The 18,582-nt window shown below is 67.5% G+C and carries 21 protein-coding genes; 14 read left to right on the top strand and 7 right to left on the bottom strand.

Features of this window, described 5'->3' with window-relative positions; all coding sequences use genetic code 11:
* Positions 1–90 precede the first annotated feature (90 nt).
* Both P6144_RS20075 and P6144_RS20070 read left to right on the top strand, forming a co-directional pair.
* Entirely contained in the window at positions 91–1,281 is a 1,191-nt protein-coding gene (locus tag P6144_RS20075) for a M23 family metallopeptidase (protein WP_277769603.1), read from the top strand.
* 127 nt (positions 1,282–1,408) lie between these two features.
* Positions 1,409–1,981: a hypothetical protein gene (locus tag P6144_RS20070; RefSeq protein WP_277769602.1), complete on the top strand. Its 573-nt coding sequence runs from the start codon at positions 1,409–1,411 to the stop codon at positions 1,979–1,981.
* Here the strand turns inward: P6144_RS20070 and P6144_RS20065 are convergent.
* Entirely contained in the window at positions 1,978–2,514 is a 537-nt protein-coding gene (locus tag P6144_RS20065; RefSeq protein WP_277769601.1) for an AAA family ATPase, read from the bottom strand. The genes P6144_RS20070 and P6144_RS20065 overlap by 4 nt on opposite strands.
* Positions 2,515–2,557: 43 nt before the next feature.
* Complete coding sequence (locus tag P6144_RS20060; protein WP_277769600.1) at positions 2,558–3,499, bottom strand: zinc-binding alcohol dehydrogenase family protein; 942 nt, start codon at positions 3,497–3,499, stop codon at positions 2,558–2,560.
* A gap of 77 nt (positions 3,500–3,576) precedes the next feature.
* On the opposite strand from P6144_RS20060, the gene P6144_RS20055 reads away from it, so the two are divergent.
* The 5 genes from P6144_RS20055 to P6144_RS20035 all read left to right on the top strand — a co-directional run bounded on the left by P6144_RS20055 (position 3,577) and on the right by P6144_RS20035 (position 6,076).
* The gene (locus P6144_RS20055; protein WP_277769599.1) at positions 3,577–4,047 is read left to right on the top strand and encodes a MarR family transcriptional regulator; all 471 of its coding nucleotides are present in this window, start codon (positions 3,577–3,579) and stop codon (positions 4,045–4,047) included.
* A 39-nt stretch (positions 4,048–4,086) separates the two neighbouring features.
* Positions 4,087–4,428, top strand: coding sequence for an iron-sulfur cluster insertion protein ErpA (gene erpA / locus P6144_RS20050; protein ID WP_277769598.1), 342 nt, complete (start codon positions 4,087–4,089; stop codon positions 4,426–4,428).
* Between the two features lie 10 nt (positions 4,429–4,438).
* Positions 4,439–5,212, top strand: coding sequence for an exodeoxyribonuclease III (gene xth, locus P6144_RS20045; protein WP_277769597.1), 774 nt, complete (start codon positions 4,439–4,441; stop codon positions 5,210–5,212).
* A gap of 222 nt (positions 5,213–5,434) precedes the next feature.
* The gene (locus P6144_RS20040; RefSeq protein ID WP_277769596.1) at positions 5,435–5,707 is read left to right on the top strand and encodes a hypothetical protein; all 273 of its coding nucleotides are present in this window, start codon (positions 5,435–5,437) and stop codon (positions 5,705–5,707) included.
* Positions 5,708–5,806: 99 nt separating this feature from the next.
* On the top strand, positions 5,807–6,076 hold the full coding sequence (locus P6144_RS20035; RefSeq protein ID WP_277769595.1) for a hypothetical protein: 270 nt from the start codon (positions 5,807–5,809) through the stop codon (positions 6,074–6,076).
* Between the two features lie 133 nt (positions 6,077–6,209).
* Here the strand turns inward: P6144_RS20035 and P6144_RS20030 are convergent, their stop codons facing one another.
* Positions 6,210–7,367, bottom strand: a complete 1,158-nt coding sequence (locus P6144_RS20030; protein WP_277769594.1) for a GNAT family N-acetyltransferase — start codon at positions 7,365–7,367, stop codon at positions 6,210–6,212.
* 152 nt (positions 7,368–7,519) lie between these two features.
* Between P6144_RS20030 and P6144_RS20025 the strand changes: the two genes are divergently transcribed.
* Both P6144_RS20025 and P6144_RS20020 read left to right on the top strand, forming a co-directional pair.
* Positions 7,520–8,623 (top strand): fatty acid desaturase, encoded by a 1,104-nt coding sequence (locus tag P6144_RS20025; protein ID WP_277769593.1) that lies wholly within the window; start codon positions 7,520–7,522, stop codon positions 8,621–8,623.
* 131 nt (positions 8,624–8,754) lie between these two features.
* Positions 8,755–9,147, top strand: coding sequence for a DUF559 domain-containing protein (locus P6144_RS20020; protein ID WP_277769592.1), 393 nt, complete (start codon positions 8,755–8,757; stop codon positions 9,145–9,147).
* 7 nt (positions 9,148–9,154) lie between these two features.
* Here P6144_RS20020 and lptG read toward each other — a convergent pair whose 3' ends face one another.
* Both lptG and lptF read right to left on the bottom strand, forming a co-directional pair.
* The gene (lptG, locus tag P6144_RS20015) at positions 9,155–10,252 is read right to left on the bottom strand and encodes an LPS export ABC transporter permease LptG (protein ID WP_277769625.1); all 1,098 of its coding nucleotides are present in this window, start codon (positions 10,250–10,252) and stop codon (positions 9,155–9,157) included.
* A complete protein-coding gene (gene lptF / locus P6144_RS20010) occupies positions 10,252–11,463 on the bottom strand; it encodes an LPS export ABC transporter permease LptF (RefSeq protein ID WP_277769591.1) in 1,212 nt (403 codons plus the stop codon). The genes lptG and lptF overlap by 1 nt, the downstream gene beginning before the upstream one ends.
* A 241-nt stretch (positions 11,464–11,704) precedes the next feature.
* Here lptF and obgE point away from each other — a divergent pair, with 241 nt between their 5' ends.
* A complete protein-coding gene (obgE, locus tag P6144_RS20005; protein ID WP_277769590.1) occupies positions 11,705–12,754 on the top strand; it encodes a GTPase ObgE in 1,050 nt (349 codons plus the stop codon).
* A 55-nt stretch (positions 12,755–12,809) separates the two neighbouring features.
* Here the strand turns inward: obgE and P6144_RS20440 are convergent, their stop codons facing one another.
* Entirely contained in the window at positions 12,810–13,022 is a 213-nt protein-coding gene (locus tag P6144_RS20440) for a DUF559 domain-containing protein (protein ID WP_347275845.1), read from the bottom strand.
* Positions 13,023–13,270: 248 nt separating this feature from the next.
* On the opposite strand from P6144_RS20440, the gene proB reads away from it, so the two are divergent.
* From proB to P6144_RS19985, 3 genes are all read left to right on the top strand, one after another.
* Positions 13,271–14,377: a glutamate 5-kinase gene (gene proB, locus P6144_RS19995; RefSeq protein WP_277769589.1), complete on the top strand. Its 1,107-nt coding sequence runs from the start codon at positions 13,271–13,273 to the stop codon at positions 14,375–14,377.
* Positions 14,374–15,279: an NAD(P)H-binding protein gene (locus P6144_RS19990; RefSeq protein ID WP_277769588.1), complete on the top strand. Its 906-nt coding sequence runs from the start codon at positions 14,374–14,376 to the stop codon at positions 15,277–15,279. The genes proB and P6144_RS19990 overlap by 4 nt, the downstream gene beginning before the upstream one ends.
* Positions 15,280–15,370: 91 nt before the next feature.
* A complete protein-coding gene (locus P6144_RS19985; protein ID WP_277769587.1) occupies positions 15,371–16,906 on the top strand; it encodes an HAD-IIIC family phosphatase in 1,536 nt (511 codons plus the stop codon).
* Between the two features lie 126 nt (positions 16,907–17,032).
* On the opposite strand, the gene P6144_RS19980 is transcribed toward P6144_RS19985, so the two are convergent.
* The gene (locus P6144_RS19980; RefSeq protein WP_277769586.1) at positions 17,033–17,521 is read right to left on the bottom strand and encodes an Lrp/AsnC family transcriptional regulator; all 489 of its coding nucleotides are present in this window, start codon (positions 17,519–17,521) and stop codon (positions 17,033–17,035) included.
* Positions 17,522–17,614: 93 nt separating this feature from the next.
* Here P6144_RS19980 and P6144_RS19975 point away from each other — a divergent pair, with 93 nt between their 5' ends.
* Positions 17,615–18,577 carry a DMT family transporter gene (locus P6144_RS19975; RefSeq protein WP_277769585.1) on the top strand — a complete coding sequence of 321 codons (963 nt, stop codon included), beginning with the start codon at positions 17,615–17,617 and terminating at the stop codon, positions 18,575–18,577.
* Positions 18,578–18,582 lie beyond the last annotated feature (5 nt).

The following is an 18,582-nucleotide window of genomic DNA, read 5'->3' as shown; positions in this document are numbered from 1 at the left end:
CGGAGGGGCTGTTTCTGTGACGCGGAATAATTGAAGTACGGACACCGGGTCGCTTTTCGGTGCTTACTTCCATGAACTTGCCGGGGACTCATGGCTAAGGCGTCGAACATCAAAACGACCACGGTAGCGCAGCGGTTCCGTGCATTTTTCATCACCCGTGATTTCATTTTCCATGACGGCCGCGATCTGAAGCGCTTCAGCGTTGCGGGCCGCACCCAGGCGCTGCTCGCCGGCGTTGCGGGCATCACCGTCGTGTTCTCGGCCTATGGCGTGGCCCAGGCCGCCGTCGGCGCCATCGCGATCAGTGGCGTGACCACCACGCCGGCCTCGCCCGAGGCGCAGGTCGCCCAGATGCGCGAGCAGGTCGAGAAGATGCAGGCCGATGTCGCCGCCGCCAAGGAGGCAGCCCGCCTCCAGGCCGCGCGTGTCGAGCAGCACCAGGCGCTGATCAGCGCCACGCTCACCGGCAAGGGCGACCGTGCCGTGATCGAGCAGCCGCTTCCCAATGCCTCGGGCCGCACCAGCGCCGTCGCCAGCGAAGTGCTGGCGCCGCTCAAGCAGGTCGAGGCGCGCCAGGTCGCGATGGCCGGCAAGGCCCGTGCCGCCGGCGAGGCCCGCTACAACCAGACCGCCGGCGAGCTGCGCCGCCTGGGCCTCTCGCCCGAGCGCTATGTGAAGATGCCGGCGATGGGCGGCCCCTACGAGCCGATCGACAATGACGGCGCCAGCGGCAGCGATGCATCGGCCGAAGCCGCCGATGCCCAGTTCCGCGCGTTGTTCGTCACCTGGAAGAAGCTCGACATGCTCGAGCAGACGGTGATCTCGGTCCCGTCGATGCAGCCGGTCGACAAGGTCACCTTCACGTCGCACTACGGCGTCCGCTCGGATCCGTTCCGCGGCACCGCGGCGATGCACGCCGGCGTCGACATCCCCGGTGCGCTCGGTACCCCGATCTATGCGACTGCCGACGGCGTCGTCAGCCATGCCGGCCGCCAGGGCGGTTATGGCAACCTGGTCCAGATCAACCATGGCCGCGGCATCGAGACGCGCTACGGCCACCTCTCGAAGATCCTCGTCGACGACAATACCCGCGTGAAGCGCGGCCAGCTGATCGGCCTGATGGGCTCGACCGGCCGCTCGACCGGCAGCCACCTCCATTACGAGGTGCGCGTCGACGGCAAGGCCGTGAACCCGATCCCCTTCCTGCAGACCGGCGAGTATCTCGTCGCGGTGCAGGATCGCGTCCAGGGCGGCGTCGGCGGCCCCGCGAAGAACAAGTAATCCCGCTTTTTGGAGAGGAAGAGGGGCTGCCCGCGAAGGCGGCCCCCTTTTCTTTGGCGCAATCTCCCTGCGACAGCGCGCCGGCTTCGCGCCTAGGATGATCCCCGCAACCGATCGGAGGGGATTCATGCGTCGATATCTGCCCATCCTGCTACTCCTGGGGGCGCTGCCTGCCCATGCCCAGAACGCCACCCCGCGCGAGGCGTACCGCGTCGAGGAACATGGCGGCGGGCTCGGCGTGTTCGTCGATCAGGCCGTTGCCTTCACGTCCGTCGCCGGCCGGCGCTGGGTCGCCGAGCGCAGCCGCCACGACCGCAACTGGTGCGGAGACCATAGTGGCGGCACCTGCAAGCCGATCGACGCGCGCACGCATGCGTGGATCGACAGCGCGAGCTGCCCCCAGCTCGTCGCTGCGCTGCGCGACCTGTCCGCCGTCACGCCGCCGCGCCTGGCCGGCCCCGACGTCACCGATTTCTGGATCAGCGCGGATACCACGATGCTGACGATCACCGGCCACCCCGTGTCCAGCGCCCCGATGTCCGGCGCCGGGGGTGAGGAGAGCCTGACGATCCGCCAGGTCGGTGGCGCGTATCGCACCTGGTGGACGAACACCGAAAAGGCGCTGCAGGGCTGCTGGAGCTCCAACGTGCCGGTGATCGAAGGCAAGCCGCTGGTGGCGGCGCTCGCCGAGCAGCCCTAGCGGCGCGGCCGTTCCAGGCCGGCGGTGTTGTAGAAGCGGGTCAGCGCCGCCGGGCTGGCCAGCCGGAATTTCGGCAGGGCGATCGTCTCGAACATCGCCGCATAGCGCCTGCGGCTGGCGGGGGTGACCACGGCGATGTGGTGCAGCATCAGCCATTTCACGCTGTCCCGGCCGCCTTCGAGCGCGCCGATCCGGTCGTGCTCGAACCAGCATCGCCGGAAATAGCGGAACAGGCTCGTCGCAGTCGAAGTGTCGAGCAGGATCACGCCCGTCGCCCGATCCAGCCTTTGCGGCAGGCAGCGCGAGTAATTCCCCTCGATCACCCAGGTCTCCCCCAGGATCGCCGCATCGTGCAGCGCCAGGAACGCCGCCGGATCGCGCTGCTGCCAGTCGGTGCCGGGCAGGTGGTGGAGTTGGTCGAGATGGATCGGTGGATGGCCGAGCTTGTGCCCGATCGCCGCCGCCAGCGTCGACTTGCCGCTGTTCGACGGGCCCAGCATGCAGATTCGGGGGCCAAGATCCTCGAGCGTCATGGCCAAAGCCTATGCCGCGCATGCCGGGCGCGGCAATGGCTCCTCAGAGCGTCAGCACCACGCGCTCGCGCTCCAGCGCCCAGGCCTTGGCCACCTCGGCAAGCGGCATCGCGCGAGCGGGCAGGGTGAAGCCGTCGCTCGCTGCGGCGCCGAGCACGCCACCGATCGACGCCACCAGCCGCGCGAGCGGGATGCTGCCGATGCCGCTGCCCATCAGCTCGATCGCCGAGGATCGCAGCACCGCTCCGGGCAGGTTGATCTCGCCGCCGCCGACCGAGCCGACCTGGACGAAGCGGATCGGCACCGCGTCCGGCCCCGCCTTGGCGCCGGCGATCAGCAGTCGCTCGGCGCTCGGTCCCCACAGATAGTCGATCACCACGTCGATCCCGCGGGCGAACTCGGCCTTGAACTGCGTCTCCAGCGCGTCGCCGTCGCCGTCGAGCAGGATCGTTGCATCGGCGCCCAATGCTGCCAGCGCAGCTTGATTGCGCCCGGTCGCGATCACCCGCGCCGCGCCCAGATGCCGTGCGACCTGCACGGCCAGGCTGCCCGCCGCGCCGGTGGCGCCGTTGATCAGCACGGTTTCGCCGCGTGCGAGCCTGGCGCGCTCGGTCAGCGCCGCCCAGGAAGACATGCCCGGGTTGATCAGCGCCGCCGCGGCCACCGCATCGAGCCCGTCTGGCAGGGGGACGATATGCGCCAGCGGCACCGGTACGCGCTCCGCCATGCTGCCATAGGGCGCACGGGGCAGGGCGAAGGCGACGCGGCGCCCGTCGTCGAGCCGTCCGACACCGTCCACGCCTGCGACGAACGGGAACTGCCCCCGGCTGCTGTAATGCGTCCCGGCCGCGCGCGCGCGGACCAGCGGGCTGATCGCCGCGGCATCGACCTGGACGATCGCCTCGTCCGCGCCTGCCACCGGCGCCTCGAAATCGCCCAGCACCGGCGCATTCTGCCCGGCCTGCGCCACGATCGCTGCCTTCATCGCCTGTTCCCTTCGACTCGAATATGTGTATGATGCACATATATGGCGAAGGGGTTCTGATGCCGTCAAGCAATAATGTGCATAATACACATATATCGACGCAGCTCGCGGCGCTGCACAGCGCGATGCTCGATATCGTCGCAGTGATGAACCGGCCGCAGCGCGACGAGCTGCTGATCCGCGCCGCGGGGATCAAGCTAGATCGCGCGCTGTTCCCGCTGCTCGTCGGCATCGAGCGGTTCGGCCCGATCGGCGTGGTGGAGGCGGCGGACCGGCTCGGACGCGACTATACCACCGTCAGCCGCCAGGTCGCGAAGCTCGAAAGCCTCGGCCTGGTCGAGCGCCGGGCCGGTGCTGCCGACAAGCGCGTGCGCGAAGCCGTGGCCACGGCGGCGGGCAAGGCGATGACCGACCGGATCGATGCGGCGCGCGAGCGAATCCTGGGCGGCGTGTTCGCCGAATGGAGCGCGGACGAGCTCGACAGCTTCGTGCGCCTCACCCGCCGCTTCGCCGATGCGATCCGGGAAGGGCCGGGGGAGGGTGGCTGACGCATTGCCTCCGCGCGCCTGCGCCACTATCTCCAGCCCATGGCAACGCTCACCCAGCCCGAGATCGGTTTTACCCCCGCCGCCGCCGCGCGCGTCGCGGCGATCGCGGCCAAGCAGGGCAAGCCGGCGATCCTGCGCCTCTCGGTCGAGGGCGGCGGGTGCTCGGGCTTCCAGTACAAGTTCGGCTTTGCCGACGTGGTGGAGAGCGACGACAGCGTCGCCGAAGTCGATGGCGTGCGCCTGGTGGTCGATTCGATCAGCCTCGATCTCGTCCGCGGCGCCCAGGTCGACTATGTCGACAATCTCGGCGGCGCGCATTTCGCGGTGACCAATCCCAACGCAGCCTCGGGCTGCGGTTGCGGCACCAGCTTCTCCGTCTGAAGAGCGCCCCTTGCCCAAGATCGTCACCTACAATGTCAACGGCATCAAGGCGCGCATGGAGCGCCTGCTGGAATATCTCGCCGAGCAGCAGCCCGATATTGTCTGCCTCCAGGAACTGAAGGGCGCTGACGAGACGCTGCCGGTCAAGGACATCGAGGCCGCCGGCTATGGCGCGGTGTGGCACGGGCAGAAGGGGTTCAACGGTGTCGCGGTGCTGGCGAAGGGCCAGCAGCCGGTCGAGCGCCAGCGCGGCCTGGCGGGTGATCCCGAGGACGCGCACAGCCGCTATATCGAGGCCGAGATCGGCGATCTGATCGTCGCCTCCATCTATCTGCCCAACGGCAATCCGCAGCCCGGCCCCAAGTTCGACTACAAGCTGAAGTGGATGGAGCGCCTCGCCGATCGTGCGCAGGCGCTGCTCGCCGAGGAGCGCCCGGTGGTGCTGGCCGGCGACTATAATGTCATCCCCAATGACGACGACACCTTCTCGGTGCGCGCGATGCAGGAAGATGCGCTGATGCAGCCCGAGAGCCGCGAGCGCTACCGCGCGCTGCTGGCCCAGGGCTGGACCGATTCGCTGCGCACCCGCTATCCCGGCGGCGGCATCTGGACCTTCTGGGACTATCAGGCCGGCGCCTGGCAGCGCGATGCCGGCTTCCGCATCGATCACCTGTTGCTGAGCCCGATCGCTGCCGATCGCTTCCTCGGCGCCGGTGTCAACAAGCCCTATCGCGGCCGCGAAAAGGCCAGCGATCACGCGCCCACCTGGGTTTCGCTCCGCTAGAACTGGCCGTTTCCGGACAGGCCGACTGTCCGCTTCCGGACGCGGGGGCGGCGCAAATCCCAATATTTGGTGTGTATTGCTGTGCTATAGCACGTCACCACTTGGTCATATTCGGCTAAGTCATTGAATTTCCGAAACTACCAAAACTGGCACGCCGATTGCGAAGCATTGGGCACAGGCGGGAAGGAGCGCCTGTCATGTCTCGGTAGAGGAGTTGAGGATATGAACAGCACGCCCATCCAGTCCGCGTTTCTGGCCGCTCTGGCCGCCACCACCCTGATCGCGGGCACCGTCTCGCCGGCGCTGGCCCGCGCCAACGACCCGGCCAAGGAATCCACGGCCAAGCAGGACGACCAGTCCGACAAGGCGATGCAGAAGAAGTACTGCGTCCAGGGCCCGTCGACCGGCACGATGTTCCCGAAGCGCGAGTGCCACACCCGCGCCGAATGGATCGCGGCGACCGGCCAGGATCCGGCCAAGACCAAGAAGAACTGAGCGGCTGACGCCGCCCCCTGCGCGGCGAACGGCTGCGGTGCTGCCCCCGGAGCGCCGACCGTTCGCCGGCTCTGCCCCCCTGAGCCAAAGGAATTCGATATGACCCGCAAGACCCTTGTTTCTGCCGCTGCCACCCTGCTGGCCGGCATCACTTTCGCCGCCGGCGCCGTCTCCCCCGCCGCCGCTGTCGGAAATGATCCGGCCGCCAAACCCAAGCAGGAAGAGCAGTCGCCGAAGGCCGACAGTCGCAAATACTGCATCGACGCCCTGATGACGGGCTCGAGGATCCCGAAGCGTCAGTGCCGCACCCGTGCGGACTGGCTCGCCGACGGCATCGATCCCCTGGAATTGATGAAGCAGCCGCGCTGAACGCCCAGGGAGGGCTCCCGCGGCGGCCAGTAGCGTTCCGCCGCCGCGGGTTTCGTTCCCCCGGTTCCCTAGGCCGGCGCCGGCCTGCTCCCATTGCAACCGGGAGCAGGCCGGTCGTGGCCGTTTCGAAGCCTCAGAGCGGCTTCTGGTAGATGACGTATTCGCGGTTGACCTTGGATTCGATCGCGTCGGCGATCGCGTTCATGCCCTGGTTGTCGTCGAGCACCCAGCCGATCTCGCCGCGGCTCGCGCCGTAATTGGCCACCGCCGCGCGGCGGATATATTCGATCATCATGAAGGCCAGCTGGCTCGCCATGCGCGAGGCCTGGAGCCGCTTCACCACGCCCATCAGCGGCACGCGCATCGTCCGCACCTGTGGCTTGCGCAGCCACCAGAGCAGCTTGGCCCAGCCGAAGGGCAGCAGCGAGCCGTTCAGCGGCTTCACCGCTTCGTTGAGGTCGGGCAGGGTGACCATGAAGGCCACCGGTTCGCCTTCGAGCTCGGCGATCATGATCAGATCCTCGAACACCAGCGGCTTCAGCTTCTTCCCGACATCGTCGATCTCGGGCTGGGTCAGCGGCACGAAGCCCCAATTGTCCGCCCAGGCATCGTTGAGGATCGCCAGGATGATCGCCGCTTCCTGGTCGAACTTCGACTTGTCGACCTTGCGGATGCGGATCTTGGGGTTCTTCTCGCCATTCTCGACGATGCGGTTGATCAGCGGCGGGAACGGCTTGCTCACGTCGAGGTCGTAGGTGATCAGCGACTTGGCCGGCTTGTAGCCCGCCGCCTCGATCCAGCCCTGATAATGCGCCGGGTGGTGGCCCATCAGCACGGTGGGGGAGTGGTCGTGCCCCTTCACCAGCAGGCCGGGCTCCTCCCAGATCGACAGGCTGACCGGCCCCAATGCCCTGGTCATGCCCTTGCCGCGCAGCCAGTCCTCGGCGGCATTGATCAGCGCCTTGGCGGCATTCTGGTCCTCCGCCTCGAACAGGCCCCAGAAGCCGGTGCCCGGGCCGAAGCCCTGCTCGGCCGGCATCTCCAGCGCCAGCCGGTCGATATGCGCCGAGATGCGCCCCACCGCCTTGCCGTCGCGCTCGGCGAGGAAATACTGGGCCTCGGCATGGCTGAACCAGCCATTCTTCTTCGGGCTGATCGTCGACGCCACTTCGTCGCGCAGCGGCGGCACCCAGTTCGGGTCGCCCGAATTGAGCGTGTAGGCGATCTCGATGAACTGCTTGGTATCGCGCTTGGAAGAGACGGGACGGATGCTGAGCGGGCCGCTGGGCAAGGGGAAAGCCCTTTCTTGGGTTTGATTCAGCGCAATGCAGTCCTTCGCCAAGGGTCCAGTGTCAAGCACGGCATTACAGGGGCCGGGGTGCCTCGTCCTAACCCCTGGAATGCCACCATAAAGCCACTATCTCCCGCCAAATGGCAGACATCATGACGAAATCGCTTGCCCTGAAGATCGACGATGCCGAGCCGGAAACGGCGCCGGCCTCGGCGCGTATCAAGCTTTCCGGCGTGCCCGATGATCGCGCGATGCTGCGCGCCGCGGCCGAGCTGACGCGCGACCTGCACACGCCCAACAGGCGCATCTACTGGACGGACATGCTGCTGTCGGCCGGGATCGGCTATGGCGCGCTCGCCGCGACCATCCTGGCGCCCAGCTGGCCGCTGGCGCTGCTCGCCGGCGTGGTGGCGGTGCTCGCGCTCTATCGCGCCAGCCTGTTCATCCACGAGATCACCCATCTCAAGCATTCGCTGCTGCCGAACTTCCGCCTGGTGTGGAACCTGATCCTCGGCGTGCCGCTGCTCGTGCCTTCGTTCATGTACGAAGGCGTGCATACCATGCACCATGCCCGCACCCGCTACGGCACGGTCGAGGATCCCGAATATCTGCCGCTCGCGCTGATGAAGCCGTGGACGCTGCCGATGTTCCTGCTCGTTTCGCTGCTGCTGCCGGTGGCGATGCTGATCCGCTTCGGCGTGCTCACCCCGCTCTCGCTGGTGATCCCGCCGCTGCGCCGCCTCGTCGTCGCCAAATATTCGGGGCTGCAGATCAATCCGAAATTCTCGCGCCGCGCGCCCGAGGGCGAGTTCCGCAAGCAGTGGTACTGGCAGGAAGCCGGCGCCAGCATCTTCTCGATCGCGCTGATCACCGCAGTTGCGACCGGCGTGGTGCCGCTGCGCGCCTTCGGCATCTATCTCGCGGTCGTCGCCGGCGTGGCGGTGATCAACCAGGTCCGCACCCTCGTGGCGCATCTCTGGGAGAATGACGGCGAGCCGCTGACGGTGACGGCCCAGTATCTCGACAGCGTCAACGTGCCGACGCCGGGCTTCCTCGCCTATCTCTGGGCGCCGGTCGGCCTGCGCTACCACGCGCTGCACCATTTGCTGCCGAGCCTGCCCTATCACGCGCTCGACGAGGCGCACCGCCGCATCTCGGGCGCGCTCGAAGAGGCGTCGGCCTATCACAAGGCCAATTACCCCACGCTGCGCGGCCTGATGCACCGCCTCGCGCAGAGCACGATGGGCGCCCGCTGATCCTTTCGCGGACGGTTGAAACAGAGAAGGCCGGGGAGCGATCCCCGGCCTTTTTGTTTCAAACTCCCCTCCCTGGAAGGGAGGGGCTGGGGGTGGGTTGCCCTCCGCGAGGGCTGGCGTAGCATCAATGAATGCCAAGGGTGCCACCCAAGCTGACCCAACGCGCCCGCGAGCTGCGCAACAACCCAACGGACGCGGAGAAGCTAATCTGGCACCGCATTTCGCCGTTCCGCCCACGCTTTACGCGCGAACATCGCGTCGGCCCCTATTTCCTCGACATCGCCTGCCGCAGCGTGAGGCTCGCAATTGAGCTCGACGGCAGCCAGCACATCGATTCTGAATATGACGCGCGGCGCACTGCGTTTCTGGAATCGCTGGGATGGAAGGTCCTGCGCTTCTGGAATTCGGACGTAGTGGAGAATCCCGACGGGGTAGCGGAAGCCATTCTCGCGGAAGTCACGGCCCGTGGCAGGCCAACCCACCCCCGACCCCTCCCTTCCAGGGAGGGGAGAAGAAGGGAGTAGCCTGCGCCTATTCCTCCGTCCGCAGCAGCACCGCTTCGCCGATCATCAGGAACAGCAGGAACGGCGCCCAGGCGGCGAGGAAGGGGGGGTAGGCGCCCAGATTGCCCATCGCGAGCGCGAAATTGTCGGCGACGAAATAGAGGAAGCCCAGCGCCATGCCGATCACGGCGCGGACGAACAGCTTGCCCGAGCGCGCCAGGCCGAAGCCGGCGACTGCGCCCAGCAGCGGCATCAGGATCGCCGAGAGCGGCCCGGCCAGCTTGTGCCACAGCGCGCCTTCCAGCGCGTCGGTCTGGCGGCCGGCCACCTTCAGGTCGCCGATCGCGTCGTTGAGCGTCAGGAAGTCCATCGAATCGGCGTCGACATGGGCGAGGGTGAACTGGTCCGGCCGGATATTGTGGCCAATCACCACGCTGCCGACCTTGGCCTTCTTGTCGGTCGCCACGGTGAAGCGCTCGGCATTGTCGACGCGCCAGCCATTGCCGTCGCGCACGCCGTGCGGCGCGGTCAGGATGCTGACCAGCGAGCGGTTCTGCCGCTCATAGACGGTGATGCCGTAGAGCTGCGCCGCATCGCCGCGCCCGCGGATCTGCTGCACCTGGATCAGGTTATTGTCGCCCTTCACCCACACGTTGCTGCGGTCGCCCCGGTCGATCGGCAGCGCCGCATATTCCACCTTCTTCCACTGCTCGAGCGTCGCGGTGGCGCGCGTCACGATCCGGTCGTTGAACAGGAAGGAGATGGCGGCGACCACCACGCCGGTGAGCAGCAGCGGTGCCAGCACCTGGTGCGCGGAGAGGCCGGAGGCCTTCATCGCGGTCACTTCGCTGTTCTGGTTGAGCTGGAACAGCGTCAGGATCGATCCGAGCAGCACCGAATAGGGCAGGAAGGTCGCGGCAATCTGGGGAACCCGCAGGCTCACATAGCGCCAGATCTCGGCATCGCCGTTGCCGGGCTGGGCCAGCACGCGGCCGCTCTCGGTGAGCAAGTCGAGCGACTGAAGGATGAGCACCAGCGCGCCGAGAATAGCGAAGGTGCGCACCAGGAACATCTTGGCCATGTAGGCGGACATGGTGCGCGACGGGAAGAACTGGGTCAGGCCCATCATGCGGTGGCCTCGTCGCTCTGCAGCTTGCGGCGGCGGCCGGGCAGGAAGCGCACGATCGCCTTGGTGAGCTTCTCGAACGCCTTTTCGAGCGCGCCGATCGGCTGGGCGCCGGGCACATAGGCGATTTGATAGTACATCCAGATCACCAGGGCAGCGAAGACCGTGAAGGGGCCCCAGAGCGCGATGATCGGATCGACGCTGCCGCTGGCGCCGAACGACTGCCCGAACTCGTTGATCTTGTGATAGGTCACGATCATCACGATCGACAGGAAGATGCCCAGCGCCGAGGTCGATCGCTTGGGCGGCACGCCCAGCGCCACCGCGAGCAGCGGCAGCAGGAACATCGACGCGACTTCCGCCAGGCGGAAATGGAAGGCGGCGCGGCTGGTCTCGCGGTCCTCCACGCTCGATTGCGGGTTGCGGCCGATCACCGCCAATTCGGGCAGCGTCCGCTCGATATTCTTGCCGCCGCGCGTGCGGAACTGCTCATATTTGGGCAGCGGGATCGGCAGGTTGTGCGTGGTGAAAGTCAGCACCCGCGGCGTCGGCGATCCCTTGTCCTGGTGGACCAGGGTGCCGTTCTGCAGGCGGAAGATGATCACGTCGGGATCGTCGGAGCGCAGGAACTGGCCGTTCTCGGCAGTCACCGCCACCGGGGTGCCATCCTTGGTCATCATCTGCACGAAGATGCCCGAGAGCTTGCGGCCCTCGTCCTTGCTCTCCTCGATGCGCAGCGTCATCTTCTGGCCGAAGCTGGTGAACTCGCCCACCTTGATCGAGGCGCCGAGCGCGCCCGAGCGCAGCTCGAAGCGCAGCTGCTCGTAATTGTAGCGCGAGGTCGGCTGGATATAGCCGACGATCGCCAGGTTCAGCAGTGCCAGCGCAAAGGCGTACATGTACGGCACCTTGAGCAGCCGCGTGTAGCTCATGCCTACGCCGCGCAGCACGTCGAGCTCTGACGAGGTCGCCAGGCGTCGGAAGGCGAGCAGGCAGCCGAGCATCAGGCCGATCGGAATGCCCAGGCCGAGATATTCGGGCAGCAGATTGGCGAGCATCCGCCAGACGACGCTCACCGGGCCGCCCTCGGTCGCAACGAACTCGAACAGGCGCAGCATGCGGTCGAGCACCAGCAGCATCGCCGAAATGAGCAATGTGGAGATCAGGGGCACCGCGATCAGCCGCGCCATGTACCGATCGATCGAGTTCATCTGCGCGCGACGGTTGCCTTGGTTTCTTCTCGCCGGCGCGCATCGGCGCCGTCTCCATGAACCGAAAGCCTATACTCCGGGTTCCGGGCAGCGCCAGCAGGAAAGTTGCGCGAAGGAAACGCAAGGCCCCGATTCCGCGGCGTTCCGTCGGCGCGGTGCCCCGGTGGCGCAATACCTGTCGCGCAAATACTGGCCGATAGATGGGGGTGACGGATTTGCGACATTCGCCTATGGCGCGGCGATGCATTTCCTGGACCAGGCAAAGATCTTCGTCCGTTCCGGCGCGGGCGGCCCCGGCGCGGTGAGCTTCCGGCGTGAGAAGTTCATCGAATATGGCGGCCCCGATGGCGGCAATGGCGGCAAGGGCGGCGACATCATCTTCGAGGCGGTCGCCGGCCTCAACACGCTGATCGACTTCCGCTACACGCAGCATTTCCGCGCGCCGCGCGGCCAGGGCGGCTCGGGTTCGAACCGTACCGGCGGCGGCGGCGAGGATCTCGTCATCAAGGTCCCGATCGGTACCCAGGTGCTCGCCGATGACGAGGAGCGCACGCTGCTGCTCGACCTCACCAAGGAGGGCGAGCGCGTCGTCTTCCTGCGCGGCGGCGACGGCGGCCGCGGCAATGCGAGCTACAAGACCTCGACCAACCGCGCGCCGCGCCAGCACGGCACCGGCTGGCCGAGCGACGAAGCCTATGTCTGGCTGCGCCTCAAGCTGCTTGCCGACGCCGGCCTGGTCGGCCTGCCGAACGCGGGCAAGTCGACCTTCATCAACCAGGTGACCAACGCCCAGGCCAAGGTCGGCGCCTATGCCTTCACCACCACGCGGCCTCAGCTCGGCGTGGTGCGCCACAAGATGCAGGAATTCGTCGTCGCCGACATTCCGGGCCTGATCGAGGGCGCGGCCGAAGGCGCCGGCATCGGCGACCGTTTCCTCGGCCATATCGAGCGCTGCCGCGTGCTGCTCCACCTGGTCGATGCCAACGACGCCGACGTTGCCGAGAGCTACCGCATCGTCCGCGACGAGCTGGAAGCCTATGGTGCCGGCCTCACCGACAAGAAGGTGATCGTTGCGCTCAACAAGATCGACACGCTCGACGACGAACTGATCGCCGCGCTCTCCGCCGAGCTGGAAGAGGCGAGCGGGCATCCGGTGATCCCGATCTCGGGCGCCAGCGGCGTCGGCGTCGACTGGGTGCTCGACCAGCTCCTCGAAGCGATCGGCCTCGACCACGCCAAGGTGGAAGAGGACGACGAAGGCGAGGAAACGATCGAATGGTCGCCGATCTAGTCTAAAATCCTCCCCCGGAGGGGGAGGGGGACCGCCGAAGGCGGTGGAGGGGTAGCTAGCCGCGGGCGAAAGCCACGATGTGGCGGACTGCCCCTTCCATATTTCCCAGAACTTCCGATGCCGGAATACGAAGCACACGCACCCCTTCGGACGCCAGCCACGCGTCGCGCTGAACGTCGCGTTCCGGCCGATCCCCTCGCTCATGCGCTTCGCCATCCACTTCGATGGCCAAACACCGGGCGGGGCAGAAGAAGTCGAGGACATAGATGCCTGCAGGATGTTGCTTGCGAAAGCGCAGTCCGCCAGGGCGTTTGCGAAGCTCCAGTCAGAGCAGGACTTCGGGCAGCGATAGCTCCCGGCGCAGTCTGGCGGCGCGCTCCTGCGTTCGTTTCGGGCCGTGCAGCATGCGGCGGGCTACCCCTCCACCAGCCTTCGGCTGGTCCCCCTCCCCCTCCGGGGGAGGACTGAAAATGCTCCTGCATTGCGATTTTGACAATGCTCGCTAAGCGGAACCCCATGTCCCTATTCCCGCCCGCATCCTGTCCGCGCATCGTCGTCAAGATCGGTTCGGCCCTGCTGGTCGACCCGGACGGCAGCGTGCGCCGGGAATGGCTCGAGGGCATCGCCGCCGATATCGCCGCGCGCGCCCGGGAAGGGCAGCAGGTCGCGGTGGTCTCCTCGGGCGCGATCGCGCTCGGGGCCCGGCGCCTCAAGCTCGCCAAGGGCGGCCGCGCCAGCCTGGAGGACGCACAGGCCGCTGCCGCCACCGGTCAGATCGAGCTGAGCCGCGTCTGGGCCGATGTCCTCGGCGCCAACGGTCTCACCGCCGCGCAGATGCTGGTCACCCTCGGCGACCTCGAAGACCGTCGCCGCTACCTCAATGCCGCCGCCACGCTCGATCGGCTGCTCGGCCTCGGCGTCGTGCCCGTGCTCAACGAGAATGACAGCGTCGCCACCGAGGAAATCCGCTTCGGCGACAATGACCGGCTCGCCGCGCGCGTTGCCCAGGCGGCGGGGGCGGGGGGCGTCGTGCTGCTCTCCGATATCGACGGGCTCTACGACCGCAACCCGGCGCTGCCCGGCGCGGTGCATATCCCGCGCATCGAGCGGATCGACGGCGCGATCGAGGGCATGGCCGACAAGGGCAGCGCGTCGGGCATGGGCTCGGGCGGCATGGTCTCGAAGATCGCCGCCGCGCGCATCGCCAATGCCGCCGGCGCGCATCTCGCCATCGCCTCGGGCCGGATCGAACATCCGCTCTCGGCCGAGGCGAAGCACAGCCTGTTCGTCGCCGAGAAGGCCGCGCCCGCGCGCAAGGCCTGGCTGGCAGGCGGCATCACCGCGCATGGCACGATCCATGTCGATGCCGGCGCGGCGAAGGCGCTGGGGCAGGGGCGCAGCCTGCTCGCGGCCGGCGCCACCCGCATCGAAGGCGATTTCGCCCGCGGCGACCTGGTGGTGATCGCGGGGCCGGACGGCAGGCCGCTCGCCCGCGGTCTCGCCGAATATCCCGCCGAGGACGCCGCCCGCATCCTCGGCCGCCGCAACGAGGATCAGGCCGATCTGCTCGGCTATGCCCCGCGTTCGACACTCGTCCACCGCAGCCATATGGCGCTGCTGTGAGCATCATCGCCCTTACCGGCGGCACCGGCTTTGTCGGCACCCGCCTGATCGCGCTTGCGCTCGAAGCCGGCCACCAGGTCCGCGCGCTAACGCGCCGCCAGCAGGCGGAGCGGGAAGGCATCACCTGGGTCCAGGGCGACCTCAACGCGACCGAAGCGCTTGCCCGGCTCTGCGAAGGCGCCGATGCGGTCATCCATGTCGCCGGCGTGGTCAACGCGCCCGACAAGGCCAGCTTCGCCGCCGGCAATATCGACGGCACCCGCAACATGCTCGATGCCGCCAAGGCCAGGGGCGTCACCCGCTTCGTCCATGTCTCCTCGCTTGCCGCGCGCGAGCCGGAGCTTTCCGCCTATGGCTGGTCCAAGGCCGAGGGCGACAGGCTGGTCATGGCCTCGGGCCTCGACTGGGCGATCGTCCGGCCGCCGGCGATCTACGGCCCGGGCGACCTCGAGATGCTCGAGCTGTTCAAGCTGGCGAAGAAGGGCCTTGCGCTGATGCCGCGTGGCGGCCGTATCTCGCTGATCGAGGTGAGCGACCTCGGCCGCCTGCTGCTCGCGCTCGCCGCCACCGACGGCTGCAACCAGATCCTCGACGCCGATGACGGCACCGAGACCGGCTGGAGCCACAAGCAGTTCGCCCAGGCGATCGGCACCGCGCTCGGCAAGCGGGTGGCTTCCTTCGCCCTCCCGCGCATGCTGCTGATGGCCGGCGCCCATATGGACCGGCTGGTCCGTGGCAAGAACGCCAAGCTCACGCCGGATCGCGTCGCCTATTTCTGCCATGAGGATTGGGTGGTCGATGCGGATCGGCGCCCGCCCGCCAATCTGTGGAAGCCCCAGGTCGAAACGCCCGCCGGCCTCGCCGCCACCGCCGCCTGGTACCGCGCGCAGGGGCTGCTCTAAAAAAGCCGTCAGCAAATAATCGTCATCCCGGCTTTCGCCGGGATGACGGAGTAAGTGCGCCGCTCCCCGGCCGAGCGTCCTAGAATGAAGGATGCTCAAGCTCATCATCTGGGATCTCGACGACACGCTCTGGTCCGGCACGCTCGCCGATGGCGAGGCGGTGCGCCTCCACCAGCATCGTGCCGAGCTGGTCCGCGCGTTCAATGCGCGCGGCGTCGTATCCTCGATCTGCTCGAAGAACGACCATGCCACCGCCGAGGCGAAGCTGCGCGCGCTCGGCCTGTGGGACGAATTCGTCTTTCCCCACATCGCCTTCACGCCCAAGCCCGAGGCGATCCGCGCGATCCTCGGCGACATGCAACTGCGCCCCGCCGATGTGCTGTTCGTCGACGACAATTCGGCGAACCTGCGCGAAGTCGCGCATGCGATCCCCGAGATTCAGCTACTCGAGATTACCCGCTCCGATGCCGATGATCACCTCGCCGGGCTGCTCGCGCGCACCCCGCCCGGCAAGAGCCGGGTCGAGCGCTACCGGATGCTGGAGCGCCGCAAGGCCGATCGCGCCGCCGTGCCGGCGCTGTCGAACCACGATTTCCTGCGCAGCTGCGGCCTCCACGCCACCGCGCCCTATCTGATGGACAATCTCGATTTCGCGCCCCGGATCGCCGATCTCGTCAACCGCTCGAACCAGCTCAACTATACCGGCTCGCGCGTCGATCAGGCCCGGCTCGAGGCCGACATCATCGACGTCGTCGGGTTCGACAGCTGGTCGATCTTCGCCTGGGACGCCTATGGCCGCCACGGCCTGGTCGGCTTCGTCATGGTCGATCGCGCCGCGCAGGTGCTTGTCCATTTCACTTTCTCGTGCCGGATCATGCACATGGGCCTGGAAGCTTATGCGCTGTCCAAGGTCCGCGAGAAATGGCCGGCGATCGATACCAGCGCCTGGGACGGCCGGTTCGACCGCACCGATCCCGACTGGATCGCCGATAGCGATTTCCACGATCCCCGGGTCCGCGCCGAAATCCTCGCCGAACAGGCGCCGCAGCTCCTCGCCGAGCCGGCGATCCGCATCATGTTCGATTGCCAGTCGGGCGGCATCGCGCATTACAGCCGCTTCCGCCCCGCGATCGAGTTCGATCATCACCCGCGCGTCTTCTCGATGGCGATGATGGACGACGGCAGCTGGCAGGATCAGGCCTTCCCGCCCTTGCTCGTCTATGGCGCCGCGGTCGACTATCTCGACGGCCGCTGGGGCGAGCGCTGGCCGCTGGTCGATATCGGCCTGTACGAGACCTGCATCATCCGCACGCTGATCCTGCTGATCGAGCAGGACCGCCGCATGCTCGTCGTCCTCCCGCCTGAGGACGCGCCTGCGGACAGATATCGTCCCGCCCACAATCTCGGCCCCGAGCGCTGCCGCCGGCTCAACGCGCTGTGGCGCAAGGCAGCGCGCGAGAATCCGGCGCATGTCTGGGTGCTCGACGTCGCCGACATCGCCGGGCCGGACGAGATGGCCGACGTGACCCACCTCCATGCCGGCCTGCTCCAGAAGATCGCCGGCCAGGTCGATTGCTGGATCGAGGCAGTGGCGCTGGGCGGGGAGGATGCGCGGGACGCGGCCTGATTGGAGGCTATTCCTCTCAGTCGTCATCCCCGCGAAGGCGGGGATCTATTGCCGCTGAAGGTAGTGAAACCCATGGCAACCAGCCCGAATGGATCCCCGCCTGCGCGGGGATGACGGCGTGAGAGGCTATGGGATAATGATGCTCGTATCCGCCTTCACCCGGTCGAGCGCGATCAGCGAGCGATAGCTGGCGATGAAATCCTTCTCGGCGAACAGGCTCTTGGTCAGCGCCGAATAGGCGCGCATGTCGGTGGTGACGATTACCAGCACGAAGCTCACCCCGCCGGTGACGTAATAGCATTGCTGCACCTCGGGCGTGGCGAGGAACAGCCGCTGCGCCTGCGCTACTGTCGGCGCATGCTCGTTGATCAGCTGCACCTCGACGATCGAGGTGATGGTGAGCGGCACCGCGTCGGGATCGACGACCGCGACGTTGCGCGCGATCACCCCGGCCGCCTCCATCGCCGCGATCCGCCGCTGCACTGCCGCCGCCGACAGGTTCACCGCCTCGCCGATACGCCGCTGCGGCAGCTTGTTGTCCGCCTGCACGAGTCGAAGGATCGCCCGGTCGAAGGAATCGAGTGCGCGCGAAGATTTGTCCTGCCCGTCGGTCATCCGGCGAGTTTTTGTTGCATCCGGATCCTGAATCAAGAGCGCTCGGCCCGTCGTAGCGATGATATTCCCCGCCGTGGAAAAGGAAGGAGCGGGATGACGGATCGCGGATCACTGGTGCTGGGCGTGCTGTGCGGGGCCGTGGCCGGCGCGCTCTGGGGGCTGGTGTTCCTCGCGCCCGAACTGGCCCGCGCCTTCGGTCCGCTCGAGCTGACCATCGGCCGCTATCTTGCCTATGGCCTGATCTCCGCCGCGCTGATCGCGCCGCGCTGGCGCAGCCTCGCGCCCATGCTGGGAAGCGGCGAGTGGCGCGCGCTCGGCTGGCTCGCGCTCCTCGGCAACACGCTCTACTACATCCTCCTCGCCGGCTCGGTGCAGCTCGGCGGTGCGGCGGTCACCGCGCTGGTGATCGGGTTCCTGCCCGTCCTCGTCACCATCGCCGGCAGCCGCGCCAGGGATGCCGTTCCGCTCGCCCGGCTGGCGCCCTCGCTGCTGCTCTGCGTGGCGGGCGCGGCCTGCATCGGCGGGCAGGCGCTGTTCCTGCCCTCGACCCGCCCGGCCGGCGCCCAGCTTGCCGGCCTGCTCTGCGCGATCGGCGCGCTTGCTTCCTGGGGCGCCTATGCGGTGTACAACAATCACCTGCTCGCCCGGCTGAAGACCATATCCTCGCACGATTGGAGCCTGCTGACCGGCATCGCCACCGGCGCGCAGAGCGTGCTGCTGATCCCGCTGGCGCTGCTGCTCGGCGCGCGCAGCCACGGGGCAGGGGACTGGGCGCTGCTCGCCGCAGTCTCCGCCGGCGTGGCGGTCTTCGCCTCGATCCTGGGCAATGCGCTGTGGAACCGGATGAGCCGGCTGCTGCCACTCACTCTGTCGGGCCAGATGATCACCTTCGAGACGCTGTTCGCCTTGCTCTACGTCTTCGCCTGGGAGCACCGCGGGCCGACTGCGCTCGAGGCGCTTGCCTTCGTGCTGGTGGTGGCGAGCGTGGTGACCTGCGTCGCGGCGCATCGGCGGCCGGGGCCTTCGTTCGCACCGCGACCTCGGCCATCGTCCTGAATTTG

The organism is Sphingomonas sp. HITSZ_GF, from assembly GCF_029543155.1.
GTDB lineage: Bacteria > Pseudomonadota > Alphaproteobacteria > Sphingomonadales > Sphingomonadaceae > Sphingomonas.
The sequence above is the reverse complement of the archived record's forward strand: the minus strand, read 5'-3'. Positions and strand labels throughout refer to the sequence as shown.

What these genes read in the sequence shown, in the direction of transcription:
- P6144_RS20075 (WP_277769603.1), top strand. Translation starts at nt 91, where the DNA reads ATGGCTAAGGCGTCGAACATCAAAACGACCACGGTAGCGCAGCGGTTC.
- P6144_RS20070 (WP_277769602.1), top strand. Translation starts at nt 1,409, where the DNA reads ATGCGTCGATATCTGCCCATCCTGCTACTCCTGGGGGCGCTGCCTGCC.
- P6144_RS20065 (WP_277769601.1), bottom strand. Translation starts at nt 2,514, where the DNA reads ATGACGCTCGAGGATCTTGGCCCCCGAATCTGCATGCTGGGCCCGTCG.
- P6144_RS20060 (WP_277769600.1), bottom strand. Translation starts at nt 3,499, where the DNA reads ATGAAGGCAGCGATCGTGGCGCAGGCCGGGCAGAATGCGCCGGTGCTG.
- erpA (WP_277769598.1), top strand. Translation starts at nt 4,087, where the DNA reads ATGGCAACGCTCACCCAGCCCGAGATCGGTTTTACCCCCGCCGCCGCC.
- P6144_RS20040 (WP_277769596.1), top strand. Translation starts at nt 5,435, where the DNA reads ATGAACAGCACGCCCATCCAGTCCGCGTTTCTGGCCGCTCTGGCCGCC.
- P6144_RS20035 (WP_277769595.1), top strand. Translation starts at nt 5,807, where the DNA reads ATGACCCGCAAGACCCTTGTTTCTGCCGCTGCCACCCTGCTGGCCGGC.
- P6144_RS20025 (WP_277769593.1), top strand. Translation starts at nt 7,520, where the DNA reads ATGACGAAATCGCTTGCCCTGAAGATCGACGATGCCGAGCCGGAAACG.
- P6144_RS20020 (WP_277769592.1), top strand. Translation starts at nt 8,755, where the DNA reads ATGCCAAGGGTGCCACCCAAGCTGACCCAACGCGCCCGCGAGCTGCGC.
- lptG (WP_277769625.1), bottom strand. Translation starts at nt 10,252, where the DNA reads ATGGGCCTGACCCAGTTCTTCCCGTCGCGCACCATGTCCGCCTACATG.
- lptF (WP_277769591.1), bottom strand. Translation starts at nt 11,463, where the DNA reads ATGAACTCGATCGATCGGTACATGGCGCGGCTGATCGCGGTGCCCCTG.
- obgE (WP_277769590.1), top strand. Translation starts at nt 11,705, where the DNA reads ATGCATTTCCTGGACCAGGCAAAGATCTTCGTCCGTTCCGGCGCGGGC.
- proB (WP_277769589.1), top strand. Translation starts at nt 13,271, where the DNA reads ATGTCCCTATTCCCGCCCGCATCCTGTCCGCGCATCGTCGTCAAGATC.
- P6144_RS19985 (WP_277769587.1), top strand. Translation starts at nt 15,371, where the DNA reads ATGCTCAAGCTCATCATCTGGGATCTCGACGACACGCTCTGGTCCGGC.
- P6144_RS19980 (WP_277769586.1), bottom strand. Translation starts at nt 17,521, where the DNA reads ATGACCGACGGGCAGGACAAATCTTCGCGCGCACTCGATTCCTTCGAC.
- P6144_RS19975 (WP_277769585.1), top strand. Translation starts at nt 17,615, where the DNA reads ATGACGGATCGCGGATCACTGGTGCTGGGCGTGCTGTGCGGGGCCGTG.